Raw genomic sequence first — 20,883 nt, 5'->3', positions numbered from 1 at the left:
GCGGCGCGACGGGCGTTCTGCCCACGGCGATCACGGGCCGCCGGTGTCAGGGGTCCCGACTACCGTTGTCGGCATGGCAGTGTCTATCGAGCCCACGCGCGCGGTCCGCCCGTTCGAGGTCATCAGCGAGTACTCGCCGAGCGGCGACCAGCCCGCGGCGATCGCCGAACTCGCCGGACGCATCAACGCGGGTGAGACCGACGTCGTGCTGCTCGGCGCCACCGGAACCGGCAAGTCGGCGACGACGGCGTGGCTCATCGAGCAGGTGCAGCGCCCGACGCTCGTGCTCGCGCACAACAAGACCCTCGCCGCGCAGCTCGCGAACGAGTTCCGCGGCCTGATGCCGAACAACGCGGTCGAGTACTTCGTGTCGTACTACGACTACTACCAGCCCGAGGCGTACGTCCCGCAGACGGACACCTTCATCGAGAAGGACTCCTCGGTGAACGCCGAGGTCGAGCGGCTCCGGCACTCGACGACGAACTCGCTGCTCAGCCGTCGCGACACCGTCGTGGTCTCGACGGTGTCCTGCATCTACGGCCTCGGCACGCCCGAGCAGTACATGAACGCCTCTGTGGCGCTGCACGTCGGTCAGACGATCCCGCGCGACCAGCTCGTCCGCAAGTTCGTCTCGATGCAGTACCAGCGCAACGACGTCGACTTCGCCCGCGGCACCTTCCGGGTCCGTGGCGACACCCTCGAGATCATCCCCATGTACGAGGAGCACGCGATCCGCATCGAGATGTTCGGTGACGAGATCGAGGCGCTGTCCTCGCTGCACCCGCTCACCGGCAACGTCATCGACGACTTGCCGGCGGTGTCGATCTTCCCGGCCTCCCACTACGTCGCCGACACCGACGTCATGCACCGTGCGATCGCCGACATCAAGGTCGAGCTGGCCGAGCGGCTCGGAGAACTCGAGGGGCAGGGCAAGCTGCTCGAAGCCCAGCGCCTGCGCATGCGCACCACCTTCGACATCGAGATGATGGAGCAGATCGGGTTCTGCTCGGGCATCGAGAACTACTCGCGGCACATGGACGGCCGCGTCGCGGGTGAGGCGCCGCACTGCCTGCTCGACTACTTCCCGGACGACTTCCTCATCGTCATCGACGAGTCGCACGTCACCGTGCCGCAGATCGGCGCGATGTACGAGGGCGACGCCTCCCGCAAGCGGACGCTCGTCGAGCACGGGTTCCGTCTGCCGAGCGCACTCGACAACCGCCCGTTGACGTGGGAGGAGTTCCTCGACCGCGTGGGGCAGAAGGTCTACCTCTCGGCCACCCCGGGCAAGTACGAGCTCGGCGTCACCGACAGCGTGGTCGAACAGATCATCCGTCCGACGGGCCTCGTCGACCCGGAGATCGTGGTCAAGCCGAGCGACGGCCAGATCGACGACCTGCTCGAGGAGATCCAGCTGCGCGTCGAGAAGGACGAGCGTGTCCTGGTGACGACCCTGACGAAGCGCATGGCGGAGGAGCTCACCGACTTCCTCGGCAACGCCGGCGTCCGCGTGCGGTACCTGCACTCCGACGTCGACACCCTCAAGCGCGTCGAGTTGCTCACCGAGCTGCGCCAGGGTGTGTACGACGTGCTGGTCGGCATCAACCTGCTGCGCGAGGGTCTCGACCTGCCCGAGGTGTCGCTCGTGGCGATCCTCGACGCCGACAAGGAGGGCTTCCTCCGCTCGTCGACGTCGCTCATCCAGACGATCGGTCGTGCCGCACGCAACGTCTCGGGCCAGGTGTTGATGTACGCCGACAAGATGACCGACTCGATGCGGCAGGCCATCGACGAGACCGACCGCCGCCGCGAGAAGCAGGTGGCGTACAACCTCGAGCACGGCATCGACCCGCAGCCGCTGCGGAAGAAGATCGCCGACATCACCGAGGTGCTGCAGCGCGAGAACGACGACACGAAGGCGCTGCTCGAGGGTCGCCCTGGTGCAGACGGGCGCCGATCCCCGACGCCGAACCTGAAGCGCGGCGGGATCGCGGGCGAGGGCGCCACCCAGCTGGAGGCCACCATCGCCGACCTCAACGAGCAGATGCTGCAGGCCGCCGCCGAGCTGAAGTTCGAACTCGCGGCACGACTCCGCGACGAGGTGCAGGACCTCAAGAAGGCGCTGCGCCAGATGGAGTCGGCCGGGCATGTCCGCTGACGCCGCCGCCGGTCGGCGGACGGTCGTCGTCACCGGTGCCAGCGCCGGCCTCGGCTACCACGCCGCCGAGCAGCTCGCCGCGGCGGGACACCGGGTCGTGCTGGCGACGCGCGACCCGCACCGTGCGGCGGCGGCCGAGCGCAGCATCCACCGGCACGTCGCCGGCGCCGACACCGTGCTGCTGCACCTCGACCTCGCCGACCTCGACGTCGTGCGCGAGGCCGCGGACACCCTCGCACGGATCGCTCCCGACGGCGTGGACGCGCTGCTCAACAACGCCGGGGTGGTCGGCGCGGGGACGCTCCACCGGACGGCACAGGGCACCGAGCTGCAGATCGGCACGAACCACCTCGGCCACTTCGCCTGGACCGCGCTGACGCTCCCGCTGCTCGAACGGCGCGCCGGACGCGTCGTGCACCTCGGGTCGATCGCGCACCGCTGGGCACGGCTCGACCGCCACGACCCGCTCGGCGCCGGCCCGGTCTACGCCGACCACCGCCAGTACGGCCGGAGCAAGCTCGCGGTGATGCTCTTCGGCTTCGAGCTCGCCGAACGCCTCGCCGATGCCGGGTCGCCGGTGACGAGCGTCGTCGCGCACCCGGGCTTCGCACTCGACGTGCTCGCGCCGGCCCGACCGGAGATCACGGCATCGCGTCGTGAGCCCGCCTGGGTACGCCCGGCCCGCTCGCCCCTGCTCCGCCCGGTGGTGCAGGGCAAGGACGCCGGCGCGGCGCCGCTCGTGCACGCCGCCGTCGGCGCGGACGTCCGGTCGGGGCAGTACTGGGGGCCGTCCGGATGGATGCAGCTCCGCGGTCCGGCGAGCGTCGTCCGGGCCGAGCCGCGGGCCCACGACCGGACCGAGGCCGCACGGCTCTGGGCGGCCAGCGAGCGTGCGGCGGGGGTCGCGTTCGCTCTCGACGCACTCGGGTGACGGCCGAGCGCGGCTGAATGTCGGTGTCGCTTCGTACAATCGACAGCGATGACCATCACCTCTGACCGCGGTACCTCGACCTCGGGCCGGAACGCCTTCGGCGAGCCCGCAGACCTCCACCTCCCCGGCGGCACGGCGCCGCACAGCACCTCGACGCTCAGCGTGCGGGGTGCTCGCGTGCACAACCTGCGGGACGTCGACCTCGAGATCCCGCGCGACTCGCTCGTCGTGTTCACCGGGCTCTCCGGTTCGGGCAAGTCCTCGCTGGCGTTCGACACGATCTTCGCCGAGGGCCAGCGCCGCTACGTGGAGTCGCTCTCGGCGTACGCGCGCCAGTTCCTCGGGCAGGTCGACCGACCCGACGTCGACTTCATCGAGGGGCTGTCGCCCGCGGTGTCGATCGACCAGAAGTCGACGAACCGGAACCCGCGGTCGACGGTCGGCACGATCACCGAGGTCTACGACTACATGCGCCTGCTCTGGGCGCGCATCGGCGTGCCGCACTGCCCCGTGTGCGGCGAGGTGATCAGCAAGCAGAGCGTGCAGCAGATCGCCGACCAGCTCATGGAGTTCGAGTCGGGCACGCGTTTCCAGGTGCTGGCACCCGTGGTCTCGAAGAAGAAGGGCGAGTTCGTCGACCTCTTCCAGGAGCTCGCGGCGTCCGGCTACGCCCGCGCGATCGTCGACGGGGAGCGTGTGCAGCTCAGCGACCCGCCGAAGCTCAAGAAGCAGGTCAAGCACGACATCTCGGTGATCGTGGACCGCCTCGTCGCGAACGACGACATCCTCGGTCGCCTGACGGACTCGCTCGAGACCGCCCTGCGCCTGACGAACGGCACGGTGGGCATCGACCTCGTCGACCACGAGGGCCCCGGTGCGGTCCGGACCTACTCCGAGAACCTCTCGTGCCCGAACAACCACCCGCTCGCCCTCACCGAGATCGAGCCGCGGACCTTCTCGTTCAACGCCCCGTTCGGCGCCTGCCCCGAGTGCTCCGGCCTCGGCACGCGCATGTCGGTCGATCCGGACCTGGTGCTCGGTGACCCCGAGGCGTCCCTCCGTGACGGCGCGATCCTGCCGTGGACCGGCACGAGCGGCCTGTACTCGTACTTCGAGAAGCTCCTCGGTGGCCTCGGCAAGGAGCTCGGCTTCTCGCTGGACACCCCGTGGAACCAGCTCGACCCGAAGGTGCAGGCGGCGATCCTCACCGGCAAGGACTTCGAGGTCTCGGTGTCGTGGCGGAACCGCTTCGGCCGCGAGATGCGGTACACCAGCGGCTTCGAGGGCGTCATGCCCTACATCGAGCGCAAGTTCGCCGAGGCCGAGTCGGACTCGCAGCGGCAGCGCTTCCAGGGCTACCTGCGCGAGGTGCCCTGCCCGGTGTGCGACGGCACGCGCCTGAAGCCCGAGGTCCTCGCGGTCACGGTCGACGGCCGGAGCATCGCGGACGTCACCGACATGGCCCTCGACGAGGCCTACGGCTTCATGGAGGAGCTGACCCTCACCGACCGCGAGGCGCACATCGCCGCCGCGGTCCTGCGCGAGATCCGCGCCCGGCTCGAGTTCCTGCTCGAGGTCGGCCTGAACTACCTCACCCTGGCGCGTGGGGCCGGCGGCCTCTCCGGCGGCGAAGCGCAGCGCATCCGACTCGCGACACAGATCGGCTCCGGCCTGACCGGCGTGCTCTACGTCCTCGACGAGCCGAGCATCGGACTGCATCAGCGCGACAACCGCCGACTGATCGACACCCTCGTGAAGCTGAAGGACCTCGGCAACACGCTCATCGTCGTCGAGCACGACGAGGACACCATCCGGACGGCCGACTGGGTGGTCGACATCGGACCGGGCGCGGGTGTGAACGGCGGCAACGTCGTGCACTCCGGCTCGTACGAGGGCATCATCGCCAACCACGACTCGATCACCGGTGACTACCTCGCCGGTCGTCGGGCGATCGAGGTGCCCGTCGAGCGCCGCACGGTGAACCACAAGCGGGTGATCAGCGTGCAGGGTGCCCGGGCGAACAACCTGAAGAACGTGGACGTCGACTTCCCCCTGGGCGTGTTCACGGCGGTCACCGGGGTCAGCGGCTCGGGCAAGTCGACGCTCGTCAACGACATCCTCTACAAGGTGCTCGCCAACCAGCTCAACGGTGCCCGGCACATCGCCGGCAAGCACACCCGTGTGAAGGGCCTCGACCAGCTCGACAAGGTCGTGCACGTCGACCAGGCGCCGATCGGCCGCACCCCGCGGTCCAACCCGGCGACGTACACCGGCGTGTTCGACCGGATCCGGCAGCTCTTCGCCGAGACGCCCGAGGCGAAGGCGCGTGGCTACCAGCCCGGGCGCTTCAGCTTCAACGTCAAGGGCGGCCGCTGCGAGAACTGCGCGGGTGACGGCACGATCAAGATCGAGATGAACTTCCTGCCCGACGTCTACGTCGCGTGCGAGGTCTGTGGTGGTGCGCGGTACAACCGCGAGACCCTGCAGGTGCACTACAAGGGCAAGGACATCTCCGAGGTCCTCGACATGCCGATCAGCGAGGCGGCCGAGTTCTTCGAGCCGATCTCGGCGATCCACCGGTACATGGCGACGCTCGTCGACGTCGGGCTCGGCTACGTCCGTCTCGGCCAGAGCGCCACGACGCTCTCCGGTGGCGAGGCGCAGCGCGTGAAGCTCGCGACCGAGCTGCAGCGACGCTCGAACGGCCGCACCGTGTACGTGCTCGACGAGCCGACCACCGGTCTGCACTTCGAGGACGTCCGGAAGCTGCTGCTCGTGCTGCAGAGCCTGGTCGACAAGGGCAACACGGTCATCACGATCGAGCACAACCTCGACGTGATCAAGTCCGCCGACTGGCTCGTCGACATGGGCCCCGAGGGCGGCTCCGGCGGCGGCACCGTGCTCGCGACCGGCACCCCGGAGCACGTCGCAGACGTCCCGGAGAGCCACACCGGCGTGTTCCTGCGCGAGATCTTCGACGCGCAGGACGCGCGGGTCGGCAAGGAGCAGGCCGTCGGTGCCCGGCAGGCGAGGCAGGAGCGGCAGCACGGCGCGGCCGCGCCGAAGCAGGGCGCGAAGCAGAAGGCGGGTGCTCGGTAGGTGGCGGACACCGTGCCGTGGCGGCCGAAGGCGGGGGAGATCCCGACCGACCCGGGCGTCTACCGGTGGCGTGACGAGGCCGGACGGGTGCTCTACGTCGGCAAGGCGAAGAACCTCCGGGCCCGACTGAGCAACTACTTCGCTCCGCTGCGCACCCTGCACGAGCGCACCCGCCGCATGGTGCTCACCGCGCGCAGCGTCGAGTGGACCACGGTCGGCTCCGAGATCGAGGCGCTGCAGCTCGAGTACACCTGGATCAAGGAGTTCGATCCGCCCTTCAACGTCAAGTTCCGGGACGACAAGTCGTACCCGTACATGGCGATCACCCTCGGCGAGGAGTCGCCCCGGGTGATGGTGACGCGCAACCGCAGGATCAAGGGTGCGAAGTACTTCGGGCCGTACCCGAAGATCTGGGCGGTCCACGACACCATCGACCTGATGATCAAGGTGTTCCCGATCCGCACCTGCTCGGACTCGTCCTACAAGAAAGCGATGCAGACGGGCAAGCCGTGCTTCCCGGGGCAGATCGGCAAGTGCGGGGGGCCGTGCTCGCAGAAGGTCACGATCGCCGAGCACCGCGCGATCGTCGAGGAGTTCGTCCGGTTCATGGGCAGCTACGACCGTCGCGTGATCACGACCCTGCGCCAGCGCATGGGTGCCGCTGCCGACGCCATGGACTACGAGCAGGCCGCGAGGTACCGCGACCAGGTCGGCGCGCTCGAGGCGGTGCTCGAGAAGTCCGCCGTGGTGCTCCGCGACTCGGTCGACCTCGACCTGTTCGGCGTCGCGGAGGACGAGCTCGCCGCCGCGGTGCAGCTCTTCTCGGTGCGTGGCGGGCGCATCCGGGGTGTCCGCGGCTGGGTGGTCGACAAGGAGCTCGACATCAGCACGGGCGACCTCGTCGAGCAGATCGTGCAGGGCAACTACGCGACGAGCGACGACATCCCGCGCGAGGTCGTCGTGCCCGAGCTGCCGGAGGACGCCGAGGCACTGCAGCAGTGGCTCAGCGAGCGTCGTGGTGGTCGGGGCACGAAGCTCAGCACCGCGCAGCGGGGCGACCGCGCCGGGCTCGCCCGGACGGCCGCGCAGAACGCCGCCCAGGCGCTGATGCTCTACAAGACCAAGCGGAGTGCCGACTACACGACGCGGTCCGCGGCGCTGGCCGACATCCAGGACGCCCTCGGCATGACCGAGGCACCCCTGCGCATGGAGTGCTACGACATCTCGCACCTGCAGGGGACGAACGTCGTGGCCTCCATGGTCGTGTTCGAGGACGGACTGCCCCGGAAGGACCAGTACCGCCGCTACACGATCGCCGAGACGACCGACGACACCGACAGCATGTACCAGGTCCTCTCGCGGCGGCTGGCCCGGCTCGACGAGGACGCGGCGATGCCGGATGTCCCGGACGTCACGAGCGACGACGTCGTCGAGGGCTCGAAGCCCACGAAGCGCTTCGCCTACCGCCCGCAGCTCCTCATCGTCGACGGCGGGCAGCCGCAGGTGCAGGCGGCGAAGCGGGCGTTCGACGAGGCCGGGGTGCACGACATCGCCCTGGTGGGCATCGCGAAGCGGCTCGAGGAACTCTGGCTGCCGGACGACGACTTCCCGGTGATCCTGCCGCGGAACTCCGAGGCGCTGTTCCTCATCCAGCGGATCCGCGACGAGGCCCACCGGTTCGCGATCACCCACCAGCGCACCCGGCGGAAGCGCGACGTGCGGTCGCAGCTGTCCGAGATCCCCGGACTCGGCCCGACGCGGGTCAACGCACTGCTGAAGCACTTCGGGTCGGTCGCCCGGCTGCGCGAGGCGACCGCGGAGGAGATCGGCGAGGTGAACGGTGTCGGTCCGGCGACGGCGGCTGCCGTCGTGACGAAGCTCGCGAAGGTCCCGACGAGCACGCCGAGCGCGCCGAGCCCGGCCAGTGCGCCCGACCTCGCCAGCGCGCCGGAACCCGCCAGCGCGGCGTCTCCGGACGAGCCCGCGACGGACGAGGCGAGCCGCGCAGACGGCCCAGCCACGGTCCCCGCGGTGACCGGCGACGGTCCGCACCTGCCGGCCTGACGTGCACCGCGCCTCCCGAGCGGTCCGGGCGATAGCCTGGACCCGCAGCCGAGACCTCCCCGGGCGACGCGCCCGGGCCGCCACGACGGAGCCCACTCCCAGATGACCGACAGCGCCCAGACGACGACCCGATCGCCGCAGCAGCACGACATCCTCATCGTCACCGGCATGTCCGGTGCCGGCCGGTCCACCGTCGGCAAGGCGCTGGAGGACCTCGGCTGGTACGTCGTGGACAACCTCCCGACGCAGATGCTCGGGCCGCTCACCGAGCTCGCCGACCGTGCGGGGGAGAAGATCCCGAAGATCGCCACCGTGGTCGACGTCCGCGGCGGTCGGTTCTTCACCGACCCGGAGCAGGCCGTCGAGCAGGTCCGCTCGACCACGTCCGCCCGGGTGCGGGTGCTCTTCCTCGAGGCGACCGACGCCGTCCTGGTGCGACGCTTCGAGCAGGTCCGCCGACCGCACCCGCTCCAGGAGGACGGCACGCTCCTCGACGGCATCGGTCGTGAGCGAGCCCGGCTGTCCGGTCTCCGCGAGGCCTCCGACGTCGTCATCGACACCTCCGACCTGAACATCCACCAACTCGCGAACACCGTCACCGAGCGGTTCGCCGACGACCACTTCGTCGGGGTCCAGGTCACGCTGATGAGCTTCGGCTTCAAGTACGGGCTGCCCGCGGACGCCGACATGGTGGCCGACGTGCGGTTCCTGCCGAACCCCTACTGGGTGCCCGAACTCCGCGCGCACACGGGGCTCGACCAGCCCGTCTCGGACTACGTGCTGGCCCAGGCCGGGGCCCGTCCGTTCGTCGACCGGTACGCCTCCGTGCTCGAGCCGGTGTTCGAGGGCTACCAGCGCGAGAACAAAAGACACGCTACGATCGCCATCGGCTGTACCGGCGGCAAGCACCGCTCGGTCGCCATCGTCGCCGAGTTGGCGAGTCTCCTCCGGGGGATGCCAGGCGTCGCCGTGCGTGTGAAGAACCGAGATCTCGGCCGGGAGTGACCGTCCCTCCGGCCGCTCCTCCCACGTGCGCCGGACCCGCGGACCCCACCAGAAGAAACGTTAGGAATGATGCTGTGCCGTTGACTGCCGAGGTCAAGGACGAACTGGCCAGGGTCGTCGTGAACCGCAACACGGTCCGCGCCGCCGAACTCGCGACCATCCTGCGGTTCGCGGGCGGCCTGCACGTCATCTCCGGCAGGATCGCCGTCGAGGTCGAGCTCGACACCCGGATCATCGTGCACCGCGTGCGCAAGGACCTCGCGGAGCTCTACGGCGTCCGTTCCGAGGCGAGCGTCGGCTCCTCGGCGTCGTCGCGACGTGGCACTCGCTACCTGGTCCGCGTGCTCGAGGCGGGGGAGACCCTCGCGCGCCAGACCGGGCTGATGGACGCTCGCCGCCGCCCGGTCCGCGGGCTGCCGAACCGCCTCACCACCGGCAACCGCGAGGACCTCGCCGCCGTCTGGCGCGGTGCCTTCCTCGCCTCCGGCACCCTGACCGACCCCGGCCGGGCGGCCGCGCTCGAGGTCACCTGCCCCGGCAACGAGGCCGCGATGGCGCTCGTGGGCGCCGCGTCCCGTCTCGGCATCGCGGCGAAGGGCCGCGAGGTCCGTGGCGTGCACCGCGTCGTCATCCGCGACGGCGAGGCCATCGGCCAGATGCTCACCGCGATGGGCGCCGCGCGCACCACCGCGGACTGGGAGGAGATGCGCCAGCGCCGCGAGGTCCGCGCGACCGCGAACCGCCTCGTCAACTTCGACGACGCCAACCTCCGCCGTTCGGCGCAGGCCGCCGTCGCCGCGTGCGCCCGGGTCGAGCGTGCGCTCGAGATCCTCGGCGACGAGGTCCCCGACCACCTCAAGTACGCCGGCTCCCTCCGTCTGCAGCACCGCGACGCCTCGCTCGACGAACTCGGCCAGCACGCCGACCCGCCGATGACGAAGGACGCCATCGCCGGTCGCATCCGCCGCCTGCTCGCGATGGCCGACAAGAAGGCCGTCGACACCGGCGTGCCGGGCACCGAGGCCAGCGTGCCCGAGGAGCTCGAGGGGGCGTAGTCCCGCACGTTCCCGCCCGACGGACTGGAGGCGCGGTGCCAGCTGGCACCGCGCCTCCAGTCCGTTCCGGGGCGGGTCCACCGCCGCCCGCGGGACCGTCCGGACGGACCGTCATCCGGCGCGGTCGCGCAGTGTCCGACTGCTAGGGTCGTTACGGCGACGTTACGGGGCGTATCGTCCACCACACGCGGGCCCGACGGGCCCCCGACTCCGAAAGCAGCGCCCCCTGGGCGCTCCACACCCAACAGGAGATCCATTGACCGTCAAGATCGGCATCAACGGCTTCGGCCGCATCGGCCGTAACTTCTTCCGGGCCGCCCTCGCGAAGGGCTCCGACCTCGAGATCGTGGCGGTGAACGACCTCACCGACAACGCGGCCCTCGCGAACCTGCTGAAGTTCGACTCCATCACGGGTCGTCTCGGTGTGTCCGTCGAGCTCGACGGCGACAGCATCGTCGTCGACGGCAAGCCGATCAAGGTCCTGGCGGAGCGCGACCCCGCCAACCTCCCGTGGGGCGAGCTGGGCGTCGACATCGTCATCGAGTCGACCGGTTTCTTCACCAAGGCCGCCGATGCGCAGAAGCACATCGACGCCGGTGCCAAGAAGGTCATCATCTCCGCCCCGGCGACGGGTGACGACGTCACCATCGTCCTCGGCGTGAACGAGGACCAGTACGACCCCGAGAACCACAACATCATCTCGAACGCGTCCTGCACCACGAACAGCCTCGCGCCGCTCGCCAAGGTGTTCCACGACAAGTTCGGCATCGAGCGTGGCCTCATGACGACGGTGCACGCCTACACCGCCGACCAGAACCTGCAGGACGGCCCGCACAAGGACCCGCGTCGTGCCCGCGCCGCCGCCCTGAACATCGTCCCGACCTCGACCGGTGCGGCGAAGGCCATCGGCCTCGTCATGCCCGAGCTCGCCGGCAAGCTCGACGGCTACGCCCTGCGCGTGCCGGTGCCGACCGGTTCGATCACCGACCTCACCCTCGAGACCTCGTCCGAGGTCACGGTGGACGAGATCAACGCCGCCTACAAGGAGGCCGCCGAGGGGCCGCTCAAGGGCATCCTGCTCTACAGCGAGGACCCGCTGGTGTCGACCGACATCACGACCGACCCGCACTCCTCGATCTACGACTCCGGTCTGACCAAGGTCATCGGCAAGCTCGTCAAGATCACCTCGTGGTACGACAACGAGTGGGGCTACTCGAACCGCCTCGTCGACCTGACCGAGTACGTGGGCGAGCGACTCTCGGCATGAGCCTGCGCACCCTCGAGGACCTCGGCGACCTCGCCGGCAAGCGTGTCATCGTCCGCTGCGACCTGAACGTCCCGCTCAAGGACGGTCGGATCACGGACGACGGCCGCGTGCGGGCGTCGCTGGGCACGCTGAACACCCTGGTGAACGCCGGCGCGCGGGTCATCGTGATCTCGCACCTCGGTCGGCCCGACGGGTCGCCGGCACCGGAGTACTCGCTCGCCCCCGTGGGGCAGCGCCTCTCCGAGCTGCTCGGCAAGGAGGTCACGTTCGTCGGCGAGACCGTCGGCGACGAGGCCACCGCTGCGGCCGAGGCCCTCGAGGACGGCGACGTCCTGCTGCTCGAGAACCTCCGGTTCAACCCGGAGGAGACCTCGAAGGACGCTGCCTCGCGCGGGCAGTTCGCCGAACGGATCGCCGCCCTCGGCGACGCGTTCGTGTCGGACGGCTTCGGTGTCGTGCACCGCAAGCAGGCCTCGGTCTACGAGCTCGCCGCCGCGCTCCCCAGCGCTGCCGGCTCGCTCATCGAGTCCGAGCTCCGCGTGCTCGAGCGGCTCACCGCCACCCCGGAACGGCCGTACACGGTCGTGCTCGGTGGATCGAAGGTCAGTGACAAGCTCGGCGTCATCGAGCACCTGCTCCCGCAGGTCGACACGCTCTGCATCGGCGGCGGCATGCTCTTCACCTTCCTCGCGGCCCAGGGCCACGGGGTGGCGAAGTCGCTGCTCGAGCAGGACCAGCTCGACACCGTCCGCGCCTACCTGGCGAAGGCCGACGAACTCGGCGTGACGATCGACCTGCCGACCGACGTCGTGGTGGCCTCCGGGTTCGCTGCGGACGCCGACCACGAGACGGTGGCGGCAGACGCCATCGAGTCCTCCTCGTTCGGCGCAGACGGCATCGGGCTCGACATCGGCCCGGAGACCGCCGAGCGGTTCGCCGCGGCGGTGTCCGGCTCGAAGACGGTGTTCTGGAACGGCCCGATGGGCGTGTTCGAGTTCCCGGCGTTCGCGGCCGGCACGAAGACCGTCGCGCAGGCCCTGACCGAGGTCGACGGCCTCGGCGTGGTCGGTGGCGGCGACTCCGCGGCGGCCGTCCGGTCGCTCGGGTTCTCGGACGACCGGTTCGGGCACATCTCGACCGGCGGCGGTGCGAGCCTCGAGTTCCTCGAGGGCAAGTCGCTGCCCGGTCTCGAAGCGCTGGGGTGGTCCCGATGACCCGCACGCCGTTCATCGCCGGCAACTGGAAGATGAACCTCGATCACCTGCAGGCGATCGCGACCGTCCAGAAGCTCGCGTGGACGTTGAAGGACGCCCGCCACGACCACGACGACGTCGAGGTCGCGGTGTTCCCGCCCTTCACCGACCTCCGCAGCGTGCAGACGCTCATCTCGGCAGACAAGCTGTCGATCCGGTTCGGCGCCCAGGACCTCTCGCAGTACGACTCCGGTGCCTACACCGGTGACGTCTCGGGGGCCTTCCTCGCCGCGCTCGACGCGCAGTACGTCATCGTCGGACACTCCGAGCGTCGCACGATGCACGGTGAGACCGACGAGGTCGTCGCCGCGAAGACCGCTGCCGCCGTCAAGCACGGCATCGTGCCGGTGGTCTGCGTCGGTGAGACCGGCGAGGAGCGCGAACAGCGCGGAGCGGGAGTCGTCCCGGTCGAGCAGCTCCGGGTCGTCCTCGACGCGGTGAAGCCGTCCGAGATCGTCGTGGCGTACGAGCCGGTCTGGGCCATCGGCTCCGGCCAGGCCGCCACGTCCGAGCAGGCGCAGGACGACTGCGCCGCCCTCCGCCGCGCGATCGCCGCGGCGTGGGGCGACGAGGTCGCTGCCGCCACGCGCGTGCTCTACGGCGGCTCGGTGAAGTCGGGCAACATCGCCGGCTTCCTCCGCGAGCCCGACATCGACGGCGCGCTCGTCGGTGGCGCCTCGCTCGACGTGCAGGAGTTCGCGGCCATCGCGCGCTTCCGCCAGCACGTCGGACTCTGATCCACCCGCTCAGGCCGGTCGCGTCCGCGTGACCGGCCTGAGCCACGTCCGGCCCGCGGTGCTCGCGGGCCACGCCCGAGCCGGTGGCCCCGGTCGCTTCGGCGGCCCGGTACACTTGCAAGGCTGACTGACACGAAAGGTACGTCGTGGCGATTCTCTCCGTCGTGCTGCAGGTCCTGCTCGCGATCACGAGCCTCCTGCTCACGCTCCTCATCCTGCTGCACAAGGGCCGCGGTGGCGGCCTCTCCGACATGTTCGGCGGCGGCGTGACGAGCAACCTCGGGGCGTCCGGCGTCGCCGAGCGCAACCTCAACCGCATCACGGTGATCCTCGGTCTGGTCTGGATCGTGTCCATCATCGTGCTCGGTCTCATCAACAAGTTCACGGCGGGGAGCTGATCCAATGGCAAGCGGAGGCAGTGCGATTCGAGGGTCGCGCGTAGGCGCAGGCCCCATGGGGGAGCAGGACCGCGGGGTCCAGGCAGAGCGTGTGGCGATCTCGTACTGGGACGCCCTCGGCAACGAGGTCGTGCGGTACTTCGCCGCGAACCTCCCCGACGAGGAGATCCCCGAGACGGTCGACTCGCCGTCGAGCGGGCTCCCGGCCGGGCGCGACAAGGAGAACCCTCCGGTGGTCGCGAAGACCGAGCCCTACAAGACGCACCTCGCGTACGTGAAGGAGCGCCGGACCGAGGAAGAGGCCGCGCAGCTCCTCGAGGACGCGCTGCAGCAGCTCCGGGAGCGCCGCGGTACCGCGAAGTAGTCGACGTCGTCCGACGTCCGGAGGCCCCCGCACCACGTGGTGCGGGGGCCTCCGTCGTGCGGGCGTGGGTCGGAGGCGGGTCGGTTCGGCGGGCTGGGTGCTCGTCGCACGACCTGCCGCGCGACTCCGCTCGGCGCCGCGGGTCGTGCGACCGGAGCGCGGCGGCACGCCCGGGCGCAGTCGCCGGGCGGGCGACTCCCGTCGCCGGGCGGCGCCGATCGGGCCCGATCCGGCCCGCACGGCAGACGCGCGCGGCATGTCGTGCACGTTCGGCACGCGTCGGCGACGCTCGTTCTCAGCGCTGGAACCTGCGCCGACACGGACGGGAGGCGCGGTGCCGACCGGCACCGCGCCTCCCGTCCGTGCGTCGCGACGTCAGTACGTCGATGCGATGAGGTTCTCCGGCACGTCGCGTGCGGCGTCCTGGTCGACGAAGAAGACCGTGCGCTTCCGACCCTGCACGCCGCCGACGGGGACTTCGTCCACGGAGGCACCGGCGAGAGCCAGACCGAGCACCGACGCCTTCTCGGCACCGGACAGGATCACCCAGACACGCTGCGACGCGTTGATGACCGGGTAGGTCAGCGTGAGGCGCTGCGGCGGCGGCTTGGGGGAGTCGTCGACGGCGAGCACGGCGCGGTCGGTGACCGAGAGCTGCGGGAACTCCGGGAAGAGCGACGCGGTGTGGCCGTCGGGGCCGACGCCGAGGAGCGTGATGTCGAAGCGCGGTGCGACGGCGCCCTCGGGAGCGGCGTCCTGCAGCTCGCGTTCGTACTGCGTCGCGGCGTCCTCGATCGAGATGCCGGCGTCCGACGCCGCGATCGGGTGGATGTTCGACTCGGGGATGTCGACGTGGTCGAAGAAGTCGGTCTGCGTCCCGGTGATGTTGCGGTCGGCGTCGCCCGCGGGCACCCAGCGCTCGTCGACCCACCACACGTGCACCTTCGACCAGTCGACGCTCTCGCGCGCCGGGGACTGACCGATCGCGGCGAGGACCAGCGAGGACACGGACCCACCGCTGATCGCGATGTCCGCTCGCTCCTGCTCGTCGAGCACGTCGATGATCTTCGTGATGAAGCGTGCGGCGACCGATGCGCCGAGGGCCTGCTTGTCCGGGTGCACCAGCACCCGCCGTTCGTTGGTCACGTGACTCCCGTGTTCATGGCGGCCGACCGGTGCGACCGCCTTCGGTCCGGTCGGTGGTCCGGTCGTCGCCCGCGCGGGGCTGGCGACGACCGGACGTCCTGACCGTGTGGGGCGATCAGCCGGCGATCGACTCGCGCAGCTGGGGCACCCCGTGCTTGACGACGTCTCCGAAGAGGACGTCCGGGTCGAGTCTACGGAGTTCCTCGGCCAGGCAGTCACGCAGGTTGCGGCGCGGCAGCGACAGGTCGTGCGTCGGCTGTCCGGGCATCGAGAGCGTCGCGACGTCCACGAGGGAGCGCTCGAGTTCGACGGTGCCGGACTCGCGGACGAGCGTGACGCCGTGGATGCCGCTCGAGCCGGTCGCACGCGGCGACGTGGTGACCGAGACGGGCACCTCGAGTCGCAGTTGCAGCCAGGCTGCCAGCAGGATCGTCGACGGGCTGTCGGAGGCACCGGAGACCTCGACTGCGGTGATCGGCTCGTACGGCGGCTGGTCGAGCGCCGCGGCGAGCTGATTCCGCCAGAGCGTCAGCCGTGTCCAGGCGAAGTCGGTGTCGCCGGGGACGTAGCTCCGTCCGAGCGCCTCGATGGCACCGTTCGGGTCCTTCTGCGCGGCAGCGTCGGTGATCCGGCGCTGGGCGATCCGTCCGAGGGCGGATGCCGAGGGCTGGTCCGGTGCGGTCTGGGGCCACCACGCCACGACGGGCGCGTCCGGCAGGAGGAGGCCCGTGACCAGGCTCTCCTCGTCGGTCGCGGTCTCGCCGTACGCGCGGAGGACGATGACCTCGCTGGCGCCCGCGTCGCTGCCGACGCGGATCTGCGCGTCGAGGCGGCCGGGCGACTTCGTGTCCCCGGCGTTCTTCGACACGATGATCACGCGCATCGGGTGCTCGCGCGAGGCCTCGTTCGCAGCCTCGATCGCCTCTTCCTCGTGGCCGAGGGCCGTCGAGATGATGAGGGTGAGGACGCGCCCGAGGGCGACGGCGCCACCTTCCTCGCGGATGTGGACGAGCTTCTTCTGGATCTTCGAGACCGTGGTGTTCGGCATGTCGATCTTCATGGACGCCTCCAGGTCCGGCCGTCACGGGCGAGCAGGGCATCGGCGGACGCCGGACCCCACGTGCCGGGACGGTACTGCTCGGGCTGGCCCTGCGTGGCCCAGAACTCCTCGATCGGGTCGAGGATCTTCCACGACAGTTCCACCTCTTGGTGACGGGGGAACAGCGGCGGGTCGCCGAGGAGCACGTCGAGGATGAGTCGCTCGTACGCCTCCGGCGATGCTTCGGTGAACGCGTGGCCGTAGCCGAAGTCCATCGTGACGTCGCGCACCTGCGTGCCGACGCCCGGCACCTTCGAGCCGAAGCGGAGCGTGACGCCCTCGTCCGGCTGCACGCGGATGACGAGTGCGTTCTGACCGAGCGGCGACTGCGTGTTGCCGTAGACGTCCTCGGGGACGCGCTTGAACACGATGGCGATCTCGGTCACGCGGCGACCGAGACGCTTGCCGGCGCGGAGGTAGAACGGCACGCCCTGCCAGCGCCGCGTGGCGATGTCGAGCTTGATGGCCGCGTACGTCTCGGTGCCGGACTCGGGGTTCATGCCCGCTTCGTCGAGGAAGCCGAGCACCTTCTCGCCGCCCTGCCAGCCGCCGGCGTACTGCCCGCGCGCGGTGGCGGTCGCGAGGTCGTCCGGGAGCCGGACGGCGGAGAGGACCTTCTCCTTCTCGGCGCGGAGGTCCGACGCCTTGAACGAGACCGGCTCCTCCATCGCGGTGAGCGCGAGGAGCTGCAGCAGGTGGTTCTGGATGACGTCGCGAGCCGCGCCGATGCCGTCGTAGTACGCGGCACGACCGGCGACGCCGATGTCCTCGGCCATCGTGATCTGCACGTGGTCGACGTAGTTCGAGTTCCAGATGGGTTCGTACATCTGGTTCGCGAACCGGAGCGTCAGGAGGTTCTGGACGGTCTCCTTGCCGAGGTAGTGGTCGATGCGGAACACGTCGTCGGGAGCGAAGACGCTCTCGACGATGGCGTTCAGCTCGCGCGCGGTGCGGAGGTCGGAGCCGAAGGGCTTCTCGACCACCACGCGGCTCCACGAGCCCTCGCGCTTCTCGGTCAGCCCGGACAGCTTCAGCTGCTCGGTGACGACCGGGAACATCTTCGGCGGGATGGAGAGGTAGAAGGCGTGGTTGCCCAGGGTGCCGCGCTCGGCATCGAGGTCGTCGACCGTGCGCTTGAGCTCACGGAACGCCTCCGGGTCGTCGAACGATCCCTGGACGAAGCGGATGCCCTGTTCGAGCTGACGCCACACGTCCTCGTCGAACGGGGTGCGGGAGTGCTCCTTGACGGCGTCGTGCACGAGCTGGGAGAAGTCTTGGTCCTCCCAGTCGCGTCGGGCGAAACCGACGAGGGCGAACCCCGGGGGCAGGAGCCCCCGGTTCGCGAGGTCGTAGACCGCGGGCATCAGCTTCTTGCGGGACAGGTCACCCGTCACACCGAAGATGATGAGGGTGCTGGGTCCCGCGATCCGGTTCAGTCGACGGTCCGTCGGCAACCGGAGCGGATTGTGCTCCGGGGTGATCGCCACCGGTGACATGGGTCGGTGAACTCCTTCGAGAGTCTTAGAGGGAGACGGCGGAGCGCAGGGCTGCGGTGACAGCGGCGACGTCCGACGTCGTGAGGGTCAGGACCGGGCGCCCGTGCTCCGCGAGCACGCTCGCGTCGCCGGCCGCCTGGGCCTGCATGAGTTGACCGAAGGTGAACGGCCGCCCCGGGACCGCGAGGTCCTCGGGCTCGTCCGCCACGATCTGCAGGAAGACGCCGTTCGCGGGTCCGCCCTTGTGGTACTGCCCGGTCGAGTGCAGGAACCGTGGGCCGTAGCCGAACGTCACGGGGCGCTCGGCGCGGGCGGCGAGGGCGTCGCGCAGCGTCGCGAGCCCGGTGTCCGCGGTGCGGTCCACGTAGGCCTGCACGGCGAGGTAGCCGTTCGGGCCGACCTCGGCCAGGAGGCGCGACACGGCGTCCGCGATCGTGGTGCCGACCGTCAGTCCCGGGGTCGCGTGCACGGCGATGCCGTCCTCGACGAAGGCGGGAGCCTGCGGCTCCGGACGGTCCTCGAGCAGCGCCCGCGCCGCGACCTTGGCGGCTTCGACGTCGGGCTGGTCGAACGGGTCGATGCCGAGCAGGCGGCCGGCGACGGCGACGGCGTACTCCCACACGAGGAGCTGGCCGCCGAGCGTGCCGGCGATCTCGACCTCGCCCGGCTCGACGTGGCGTTCGTCGTCGCGGGACCCGACGAGTCGGATCACCTGGACGTCGGCCAGTCCGGCCGAGACCTCGGGGGAGTCGGCGTCGAGGACGACGGGCAGCAGGCCGCGGCCGTCCTTGCCGGTCGACTCCGCGATGAGCTGCTCCACCCAGTCGCCGAAGCCGACGATGTGGGTGCCGTCCGGCACGATCGCGATCTTGTCCCGGAGGGGCTCGGTCCCGCCGAGGACCGCACCGAGCACGAGCCCGGGGTTCTCGTCGGTGTCGACGGCGAGCAGGGCCGAGATGGCGTCGGCCTCGTCGAGGAGCTCCTGCACGTCCGCACCGGCCAGACCGGACGGCACGAGACCGAAGGCGGTGAGCGCCGAGTAGCGGCCGCCGACGTTCGGGTCGGCGGTGAAGACGCGGTAGCCGGACGCTGTCGCCTCGGCCTCGAGCGGGGAGCCCGGGTCGGTGACGACGACGATGCGCTTCGCCGGGTCGATGCCGGCATCGCGGAACGCCTGCTCGTAGACGCGTCGCTGCGAGTCGGTCTCGAGGGTCGAGCCCGACTTCGACGAGACCACGAGCACGGTGCGCTCGAGGCCGTGCTCCACCGCCGCCCGGACCTGCGCCGGGTCCGTCGAGTCGAGGACCGTCAGCGGGACGCCGTACGTGCGGGTGATCACCTCCGGTGCGAGTGAGGAGCCGCCCATGCCGGCGAGGACGACGTGGTCGACCCCGTCGGCACGGAGCTGCTCACGCAGGGCGGTGATCTCCGCGACGAGCGGGGTGGAGACCGAGACGGCCTCCACCCAGCCCAGGCGCTTCGCCGCCTCGGCCTCAGCCGCCGGGCCCCAGAGTTCGGGGTCCTGCGCGGTGATGCCGGAGGCGACCAGGTCGGCGACGAGGCCCGGGACGACCGTCTCGACGGCCCGGGCAGCGTCGCCGCTCGCGGCGATGGAGACGGTCACTTACTTCGCGTTCTCGAGCGCGGTCTTCACCGTGTCGACGAGCTCGCCCCAGGATACGTTGAACTTGTCGACACCCTCCTTCTCGAGCAGGGCGACGACCTCGTCGTAGTCCACGCCGGCGGCGGCGATCTGGTCCATGACCTGCTGCGCGCCCTCGAACGAGCCGGCGATGGCGTCGCCGTGGATCTCGCCGTGGTCGAACGTGGCGTCGAGCGTCTTGCCCGGCATGGTGTTGACCGTGCTCGGTGCGGCGAGCTCGGTCACGTACAGGGTGTCGGGCAGCGACGGGTCCTTGACACCGGTCGAGGCCCACAGCGGACGCTGCGTGTTGGCGCCGGACTCGAGCAGGCCCAGGGCACGCTCGGTCGCGAACGCCTCGGTCCAGACCTGGTAGGCGAGCTGCGCGTTGGCGATGCCGGCCTTCGACTTGAGGGCCTTGGCCTCGCCGGTACCGACGGCGTCGAGACGCTTGTCGATCTCGGAGTCGACGCGCGACACGAAGAACGACGCGACCGAGTGGATCTTCGAGAGGTCGTGGCCGGCGGCCTTGGCCTTCTCGAGGCCACCGAGGTAGGCGTCGATGACGGCGCGGTAACGCTCGAGCGAGAAGATCAGGGTCACGTTGACGGAGATGCCGGCGCCGATGACCTCGGTGATCGCCTCGAGGCCCTCGACGGTCGCCGGGATCTTGATGAGGACGTTCTCGCGGCCGACCTTCTCGAACAGGAACTTGGCCTGCTCGATGGTCTTCGCGGTGTCGTGGGCGAGGCCCGGCTCGACCTCGATCGAGACGCGGCCGTCGAAGCCCTTGGTCTCGTCGTAGATCGGCTTGAAGACGTCCGACGCGTTGGCGACGTCCTGCGTGGTGATCTCGAAGATCGCGGCGGTGACGTCGGTGCCCGCGGCGGCGAGCTCCTTGACCTGCGCGTCGTAGCGCTCGCCCTTGGCGAGGGCCGAGGCGAAGATCGTCGGGTTGGTGGTGACACCGACGACGTTCTTCTGCTCGATGAGCTCGGTCAGCTTGCCGGTCTCGAGCAGCTCGCGCGACAGGTCGTCGAGCCAGATGCTCACGCCGACCGCGGAGAGGGCGGCGGTGGGGGTGTTGTCAGCCATGTGTTTCTCTTCTTCTTTCGTCGACCGGCCCGGCGCGGATGCCGCGATCGGTGCCGTGGTGTCGTGGTCTGTGG

16 protein-coding genes are annotated in these 20,883 nt (G+C 70.3%); 11 read left to right on the top strand and 5 right to left on the bottom strand.

Translation table 11 applies throughout. The features are described 5' to 3' along the window. The first annotated feature begins 85 nt into the window (after positions 1–85). The 11 genes from uvrB (at position 86) to ACY3FI_RS08605 (ending at position 14,331) form a co-directional block, all read left to right on the top strand. Positions 86–2,158, top strand: a complete 2,073-nt coding sequence (gene uvrB, locus ACY3FI_RS08655) for an excinuclease ABC subunit UvrB (protein ID WP_462550330.1) — start codon at positions 86–88, stop codon at positions 2,156–2,158. Then, the gene (locus tag ACY3FI_RS08650) at positions 2,148–3,089 is read left to right on the top strand and encodes an SDR family NAD(P)-dependent oxidoreductase (RefSeq protein WP_462547132.1); all 942 of its coding nucleotides are present in this window, start codon (positions 2,148–2,150) and stop codon (positions 3,087–3,089) included. Before uvrB ends, ACY3FI_RS08650 begins: the two co-directional genes overlap by 11 nt. Before the next feature lie 48 nt (positions 3,090–3,137). Further along, positions 3,138–6,188, top strand: a complete 3,051-nt coding sequence (gene uvrA, locus ACY3FI_RS08645) for an excinuclease ABC subunit UvrA (protein WP_462547131.1) — start codon at positions 3,138–3,140, stop codon at positions 6,186–6,188. After that, positions 6,189–8,252, top strand: coding sequence for an excinuclease ABC subunit UvrC (gene uvrC / locus ACY3FI_RS08640; protein WP_462547130.1), 2,064 nt, complete (start codon positions 6,189–6,191; stop codon positions 8,250–8,252). Positions 8,253–8,354: 102 nt separating this feature from the next. Beyond that, complete coding sequence (rapZ, locus tag ACY3FI_RS08635; RefSeq protein ID WP_462547129.1) at positions 8,355–9,257, top strand: RNase adapter RapZ; 903 nt, start codon at positions 8,355–8,357, stop codon at positions 9,255–9,257. Positions 9,258–9,331: 74 nt separating this feature from the next. Then, positions 9,332–10,312 carry a DNA-binding protein WhiA gene (gene whiA / locus ACY3FI_RS08630; RefSeq protein WP_462547128.1) on the top strand — a complete coding sequence of 327 codons (981 nt, stop codon included), beginning with the start codon at positions 9,332–9,334 and terminating at the stop codon, positions 10,310–10,312. A 256-nt stretch (positions 10,313–10,568) separates the two neighbouring features. Next, positions 10,569–11,579: a type I glyceraldehyde-3-phosphate dehydrogenase gene (gap, locus tag ACY3FI_RS08625; RefSeq protein ID WP_058749583.1), complete on the top strand. Its 1,011-nt coding sequence runs from the start codon at positions 10,569–10,571 to the stop codon at positions 11,577–11,579. Next, positions 11,576–12,793 carry a phosphoglycerate kinase gene (locus tag ACY3FI_RS08620; protein ID WP_462547127.1) on the top strand — a complete coding sequence of 406 codons (1,218 nt, stop codon included), beginning with the start codon at positions 11,576–11,578 and terminating at the stop codon, positions 12,791–12,793. Before gap ends, ACY3FI_RS08620 begins: the two co-directional genes overlap by 4 nt. After that, positions 12,790–13,569: a triose-phosphate isomerase gene (tpiA, locus tag ACY3FI_RS08615; RefSeq protein WP_462547126.1), complete on the top strand. Its 780-nt coding sequence runs from the start codon at positions 12,790–12,792 to the stop codon at positions 13,567–13,569. The genes ACY3FI_RS08620 and tpiA overlap by 4 nt, the downstream gene beginning before the upstream one ends. 146 nt (positions 13,570–13,715) lie before the next feature. Beyond that, on the top strand, positions 13,716–13,967 hold the full coding sequence (secG, locus tag ACY3FI_RS08610; RefSeq protein ID WP_058727797.1) for a preprotein translocase subunit SecG: 252 nt from the start codon (positions 13,716–13,718) through the stop codon (positions 13,965–13,967). Positions 13,968–13,971: 4 nt separating this feature from the next. Further along, positions 13,972–14,331 (top strand): RNA polymerase-binding protein RbpA, encoded by a 360-nt coding sequence (locus ACY3FI_RS08605; RefSeq protein ID WP_462547125.1) that lies wholly within the window; start codon positions 13,972–13,974, stop codon positions 14,329–14,331. A gap of 375 nt (positions 14,332–14,706) precedes the next feature. Here ACY3FI_RS08605 and pgl read toward each other — a convergent pair whose 3' ends face one another. From pgl to tal, 5 genes are all read right to left on the bottom strand, one after another. Continuing rightward, positions 14,707–15,477, bottom strand: coding sequence for a 6-phosphogluconolactonase (gene pgl, locus ACY3FI_RS08600; protein WP_462547124.1), 771 nt, complete (start codon positions 15,475–15,477; stop codon positions 14,707–14,709). A 115-nt stretch (positions 15,478–15,592) separates the two neighbouring features. Then, positions 15,593–16,537: a glucose-6-phosphate dehydrogenase assembly protein OpcA gene (locus ACY3FI_RS08595; RefSeq protein ID WP_462547123.1), complete on the bottom strand. Its 945-nt coding sequence runs from the start codon at positions 16,535–16,537 to the stop codon at positions 15,593–15,595. Beyond that, on the bottom strand, positions 16,534–18,072 hold the full coding sequence (gene zwf / locus ACY3FI_RS08590) for a glucose-6-phosphate dehydrogenase (protein WP_462547122.1): 1,539 nt from the start codon (positions 18,070–18,072) through the stop codon (positions 16,534–16,536). The genes ACY3FI_RS08595 and zwf overlap by 4 nt, the downstream gene beginning before the upstream one ends. 25 nt (positions 18,073–18,097) lie before the next feature. Then, positions 18,098–19,696: a phosphoglucose isomerase-related protein gene (locus tag ACY3FI_RS08585; RefSeq protein ID WP_462547121.1), complete on the bottom strand. Its 1,599-nt coding sequence runs from the start codon at positions 19,694–19,696 to the stop codon at positions 18,098–18,100. Further along, on the bottom strand, positions 19,697–20,809 hold the full coding sequence (gene tal / locus ACY3FI_RS08580; protein ID WP_462547120.1) for a transaldolase: 1,113 nt from the start codon (positions 20,807–20,809) through the stop codon (positions 19,697–19,699). It abuts the gene before it with no gap. Between the last annotated feature and the right edge of the window lie 74 nt (positions 20,810–20,883).

This window comes from Curtobacterium sp. RM9, from assembly GCF_054956955.1.
This window is presented reverse-complemented; position numbering and strand designations above follow the sequence as displayed.